Below are 558 nucleotides of genomic sequence, written 5' to 3' on the forward strand. Positions count from 1 at the left end.
GGCGGCACCGATCCACCGCCTGGAAATCAGGCCGATCACGGCAACCGGACAATCGCTCCAAGCTTGGACCAGGTTGCCCAGCGCGACCAATGCCGGACCGTCCGGCAATACGCCCGGGCTGTCCGCGAGTGTGACTACCGGCAGATCGTGGCGAGCACAAAACTGCACCAGCAGTGTTGCCTTGGACAGTGCAGCTGCATCGAGCACACCGGACATCGCCGCTGAGTCGCTAGCCAGAACGCCGATCGCACGACCGCCGATTCTGGCAAGCGCTACGATGAGGCCGTCCCGGTGGCCGAGTTCGACAAACGTCCGGCCGTCACAGACGGCGCGCAGCAGGCGGCGTCCATCGATGGCGGCATCAGGGTCGGCGCCGATCAATCTATCCAGCCCAATGTCTTCGTCGTCCTGACCGTGCTCCCGCCACTCCCAGCCATTTCCGGCGGGCAGGAGATTGACGATCTGCCGAAGTCCGAGCAGCGCGCTCGCGTCGCATGCGAACGCACTGTCGAGCACGCCGACGGCCTGCGTCTCGCCGATCGACGGCAGGACTTGGCG

General features: G+C 65.8%; 1 protein-coding gene. It reads right to left on the reverse strand.

Annotated elements, in window-relative coordinates; genetic code table 11:
• Positions 1-558: carboxyl transferase domain-containing protein (locus tag EN935_RS39525; RefSeq protein ID WP_206534723.1), on the reverse strand; the 558-nt coding region annotated here is incomplete at both ends.

The organism is Mesorhizobium sp. M7D.F.Ca.US.004.03.1.1, assembly GCF_003998635.1.
Classification (GTDB): domain Bacteria; phylum Pseudomonadota; class Alphaproteobacteria; order Rhizobiales; family Rhizobiaceae; genus Mesorhizobium; species Mesorhizobium loti.